This is a genomic window from Acidiphilium sp. (assembly GCF_049977125.1).
Taxonomy (GTDB): Bacteria; Pseudomonadota; Alphaproteobacteria; order Acetobacterales; family Acetobacteraceae; genus Acidiphilium.
This window is the reverse complement of the sequence record NZ_JBMFGY010000041.1, coordinates 2751-7444: the sequence shown is the minus strand read 5'-3', so window position 1 is coordinate 7444 and position 4694 is coordinate 2751. Positions and strand designations below refer to the sequence as shown.

General features: G+C 61.5%; 7 protein-coding genes. 6 read left to right on the top strand and 1 reads right to left on the bottom strand.

What is annotated here, in order from left to right; all coding sequences use genetic code 11:
• The coding region (locus ACP5E6_RS08585) for an SRPBCC domain-containing protein (RefSeq protein WP_427953816.1) at positions 1 to 498 on the top strand (498 nt) is incomplete at its 5' end.
• Positions 498 to 965: a MarR family winged helix-turn-helix transcriptional regulator gene (locus ACP5E6_RS08580; protein ID WP_427953815.1), complete on the top strand. Its 468-nt coding sequence runs from the start codon at positions 498 to 500 to the stop codon at positions 963 to 965. The genes ACP5E6_RS08585 and ACP5E6_RS08580, both read left to right, overlap by 1 nt.
• A 118-nt stretch (positions 966 to 1083) precedes the next feature.
• Here ACP5E6_RS08580 and ACP5E6_RS08575 read toward each other — a convergent pair whose 3' ends face one another.
• Entirely contained in the window at positions 1084 to 1389 is a 306-nt protein-coding gene (locus ACP5E6_RS08575) for a Rieske (2Fe-2S) protein (RefSeq protein WP_427953813.1), read from the bottom strand.
• Positions 1390 to 1551: 162 nt separating this feature from the next.
• On the opposite strand from ACP5E6_RS08575, the gene ACP5E6_RS08570 reads away from it, so the two are divergent.
• Genes ACP5E6_RS08570 through ACP5E6_RS08555 form a run of 4 tightly spaced genes read left to right on the top strand, consistent with a single transcriptional unit; the run spans position 1552 to position 4567 of the window.
• Positions 1552 to 2406 (top strand): transporter substrate-binding domain-containing protein, encoded by an 855-nt coding sequence (locus tag ACP5E6_RS08570; RefSeq protein WP_427953811.1) that lies wholly within the window; start codon positions 1552 to 1554, stop codon positions 2404 to 2406.
• A gap of 9 nt (positions 2407 to 2415) precedes the next feature.
• Positions 2416 to 3054: an amino acid ABC transporter permease gene (locus tag ACP5E6_RS08565; RefSeq protein ID WP_427953809.1), complete on the top strand. Its 639-nt coding sequence runs from the start codon at positions 2416 to 2418 to the stop codon at positions 3052 to 3054.
• Positions 3055 to 3086: 32 nt separating this feature from the next.
• Positions 3087 to 3701, top strand: a complete 615-nt coding sequence (locus ACP5E6_RS08560; RefSeq protein WP_427953807.1) for an amino acid ABC transporter permease — start codon at positions 3087 to 3089, stop codon at positions 3699 to 3701.
• 23 nt (positions 3702 to 3724) lie between these two features.
• On the top strand, positions 3725 to 4567 hold the full coding sequence (locus ACP5E6_RS08555; RefSeq protein ID WP_427953805.1) for an amino acid ABC transporter ATP-binding protein: 843 nt from the start codon (positions 3725 to 3727) through the stop codon (positions 4565 to 4567).
• Positions 4568 to 4694: the final 127 nt, after the last annotated feature.

Sequence of the window (4694 nt, the reverse complement as noted above, 5' to 3'; positions counted from 1 at the left end):
TGGGACGCCATACGAAACCCCGCCCTCATCGCCACCTGCGTTCCCGGCGCCACGCTCGACCGTGTGGACGGCGATACAATCCATGGCGCGATGGTTGCCGCCCTTGGCCCGATCCGCACATGCTTCGCCGGCAGTGCCTGTCTCCATCTGGATGATACGACGCTTGCGGGCAGCCTCGAAGGCAGCGGCCGCGACACGGCGAGCGGCACCACCCTGACCGGCGATGTCACCTTCAGTGTCGCCGCCGAGGATACGACCGCTTCCCGCCTGACGATCGCAATGGGTTATTCGCTCCGTGGACCGCTCGCGCAATTCGGCCGCCGGCCGATCGTCGAGGCGTTCGCGGCGGAATTGGTCGAACAGACCGCGCGCACGCTTGAAGCCCGTCTTCGTGGTGATGGCGGCGCCACAGTCGTCACAGCGCGGCCGATCGGTGCCGGGTTAATGCTTGGCGCACTCTGGCGCTTGCTGCGGCGATTGATTAGCCTGCGGACCTGATGCACGCACGCCATCCCATCGCCCTGACCGACCGTCCCGGCTTCTTGATCCGCCGGCTGCATCAGATCCATTTGGCCCTCTTTGCCGAGGAATGCGCCGCGTTCGATATCACGCCGGTGCAATTCAGCATCATGACGGTGGTCGCCGCACAGCCCGGCCTTGACCAGACCGCACTCGCCCATGAGGTCGGTGTGGACCGCGCGACACTCGCCAATGTTCTGGCCCGCCTTGAAGGACGCGGCGTTGTGCGGCGCGCCCCGGGCCGGACCGACCGGCGGATCAAATGTGTCACTCTCACCGCCTCCGGCTCGCGAGTTCTCGTTGCCATGGATGAGGCCGTCGCTCGTGCCCACCGGCGCACGATCGAGGCTCTGCCGCCCGCCCGACGCGCCTCCTTCATGACGGCCCTCCGCCTGCTGGTCGACGAAGGCAACGAATACGGCCGCGCCCCGCTTCGCCTTGACTAGAGCGATATGCGATTAAGTTGACGCGACAGCGGCAACATAACCGCATGAAATCGCTCGAAAAAACATCGTGCTAGAGTGTTATGCTGAAAGCATAACACTCTAAGCCGGGCGCAACGGCTCACAGCGCGACCTCCACCCGCCCGCCGACGATCCGCACCGGATAGACCGGCAGGTCCGGGCAGAACGGACCGGCGATCCGCCGACCTGTCGCAAGATCAAATACGCCGCCATGGCGCGGACAAAAAACGCGCCCGTCTCCGAAACGCCCTTGGCTGAGCCAGGCGGCATGATGCGGGCAGGTCGCAGACAGGGCGAATATCCCGCCGTCGATCCGGCGCAAGAGAAGCGCGATACCAGCAACCTCGACCTCCAGTCCGTTTGAGTGTCCCGCCTCCATCTCGCTGGCGACATCGATCCATCTCATGCGTATTCCTGCTCCTTTGAGGCACAAGACCCTGACGGAATGCCCAATTTCAAGGCATTTCATCAGTCTACTGATAGAAAAATTCTCGAATCTCATTGGCATAAGTCTTGCTAACTTTCCATTGAACCCTTGACCCATCGACCAAAGGAAACGGAGACAAGCATGCCGATCGACCCGAAACCGACCCTGATAGAGCGCCGTCGAGCCTTGCAACTGCTCGCATTCCTTCCTGCCGCATCGCTGGCGGGCCTACCCGTCGGCGCGCGTGCCGCGACCCTGGCGGAGATCCGCAAGCGGGGCGTGATCAACGTGGCGAGCGAGGATGATTTCCAGCCCTTCGAATTCGTCGAGAACGGCAAACCCACCGGATATGACATCGAATTATTCGCCACGCTATCGAAGACCATGGGCTTCAAGGTTCACCACGACATGATCCCCTGGACCGGCATCTTGCCGGGCGTGGTCACCGGCAAGTACGACGTGGCGGTCACCGCGGTGCTCATCACGCCCCAACGGCTGAAGACGCTTGATTTCACCAGCCCCGTCGCGGAAAGCGTGGATTACTATATGAAACGCGCTGACGACAGACGAATTACTGACATCAAGGACCTCAGCGGCCTCACCCTTGGCGTCGAGGCAGGCAGTGCAATGCTAAGTTTATTGCCTCAACTTAACGACATGCTGAAGAAAACGGGCGGCAAACTCGGAAAAGTGGTGCAATACCAGGACTACCCCTCGGCCTATCAAGACCTCGCGTCCGGCCGGCTCGACTATGTTGTTAATACATATTTGAACCTTCGAGATGCGGTGGCAAAACGGCCCGGAGTCTTCGCTCTTGGCCAGCCGGTTTCGAAGCCGATCTACATCGCCTGGGCGATGAAGAAAGGCAACAGCGCATTGCTTTCGTTGTTCGACGAAAAAATCGCGGCCGCCCGCAAAGACGGCACGATGGCGAAACTGCAAGAAAAATGGTTCGGGACTGTCTTCAAAAACCTTCCGAGCAAGCCAGTCGCGTAGTTTCTTTGCATGAATACGGCCGACCTTATCGCCTTGCTCGAGGGGATGCGGATTACAATTTTAGTGTCGCTGTCCGCGGTATGTATCGGCGTCCCGCTCGGTCTCGGGCTCGCGCTGATCCGCTGGTACCGCGTGCCCCTGGTGGCCCCGCTGGTGGCCATGTTGGTCAGCCTGCTACGCGCTATTCCTTCGGTAACGCTGGTGCTTCTCGTCTATTTCGCCCTGCCGGGACTTGGCTTCGCGCCAAACCGCCTGGAGGCGGCGATCGCTGTGCTCGGTGCCGGCACGATGGCGTTCGACTGCGAAATTTGGCGCGCCGCGCTGCTCGCATTCCCGCGTGACCAGCTCGATGCCGCGATCGCGTGCGGCATGAGACGTGGTCTACGGTTTCGCCGGATCGTGCTGCCGCAGGTGTTCCGAGCCAGCCTGCCCGCGTTGATGAACGAGGTCACCCTCATTATCAAAGTCAGCCCGGCCGTCGCGGTCATCGGGCTGGTCGATACCACGCGGGCAGCCGTGCGGATCGGCGCGCAGACCTACGCGCCGATCCCGCCCTTCCTGATCGCTCTGCTGCTCTACGTGGTGCTGATCGGCGCCCTTATCGGGGCACAGCGCGTGATCGCACGCAAGTTTAGTGTCGCCTTATGAAAGGCTGGTTGATCGTCTGGCAACATCGTAACATGATCTTGCACGGTCTCGTCACAACATTCGAGATCAGCGCCATTGCGACCGCCTGCGCCTTCTCGGCAGCACTCGCCTTCTTCGCCCTTGGCTTGCGCTTCCGCCCCGCCGCCCGCGCGGTCACGGCGCTGATTGACCTGATGCGCTGCGTCCCGTTCCTGCTGTTTCTCTACCTGATCTATTACGGCCTGCCGGCATGGCACATTACGCTCGACCCGCTGATGGCCGGGATCGTCTCCTTGACGCTGTATAACGCCGCCTATTTCGCTGAACTGCTTCGCGCCGCCTGGGTCCAGATACCGCACGAGCAGATCGAGGCCGGACACGCCTTCGGCTATCACGGTCTGCGCCTCCTGCGACGCATCATTTTCAAGCCATTATTCATGATCGCGCTGCCCACCCTCGGCAACCAGACGATCCAGATCATCAAAGACAGCGCCTTCCTCGTCATCATCACTGTCGAGGAACTGACGTATTCCGCCAATGAACTTCAGGCGACGTACTACATTCCCTTCGCCTCTTTCGTGTGCGCGGGCCTGCTCTACTGGATGCTTTGCTTGATCGTCGAATTCGGCGTGCGCGCCTCGTTGCGGCATGCCGACCTCATCAGATGACCCGGCCGACGAAAGGAACGCCAATGCTGAACGCGATTGCCAGCGCCGCCGCGCCATCGCCCAACGCCACCGCGACCCTGCAAGCCTCGGCTGCAACGGGGTCAGATATCCTCCTTTCGGTGGCCGGCCTGCAAAAATCCTTCGCCGGCCACACCGTTCTGACGGATATCAATTTGACCGTGCGGCGCGGCGAGGTGATCTGCGTCCTCGGCCCCTCGGGCTCGGGTAAGTCCACCTTGCTGCGTTGCATCAACTGGCTGGCACCTCCGGATACCGGTGATATCCACCTTGCCGGCGTGCGCATCGGCTTTTATCCCGGCGGCCATGCGAGGATGTCGGATTCTGATCTCTCCCTCATCCGCACGCGGATGGGCATGGTGTTCCAGCATTTCGCATTATGGCCACACCTCACGGTGCTTGGTAACGTGATGGAGGCGCCCGTCCATGTGCAACGTCGCCCCGCCCGGGAGGTCCGCGTCGAAGCCGAGGCTCTGCTCGACCGCGTTGGTCTGTTGGCAAAGAAAGACGCCTTTCCGGCGCGTCTGTCCGGTGGACAGAAGCAGCGCGTCGGCATCGCCCGCGCCCTCGCGATGCGCCCTGAAATTCTCTTGTTCGACGAGCCAACCAGCGCCCTCGACCCCGAGCTGGTGGGCGAGGTCCTGGCCGTCATGCAGGACCTCGCGCGCGACGGCTACACCATGCTGGTGGTCACCCATGAAATGAGTTTCGCGCGCGCCGTCGCAGACCGTATCGTGCTGCTCGATCAGGGCAGGATCATCGAAGTCGGCGCACCGGAAGAGTTCTTCACCGCGCCGGCGACCGACCGGGCACGGCAGTTCATCCAGCGCTATCTCGGTGGAAATTAGAGCGATGTGCGATTAGGTTGACGCGGCGACGGCAACATAATCGCTTGAAATCGCTCGAAAAAACACAGAGATAGAGCGTTAGGCTGAAAGCATCACGCTCTAGAAATCACATTCTTGCCGCCTCCTT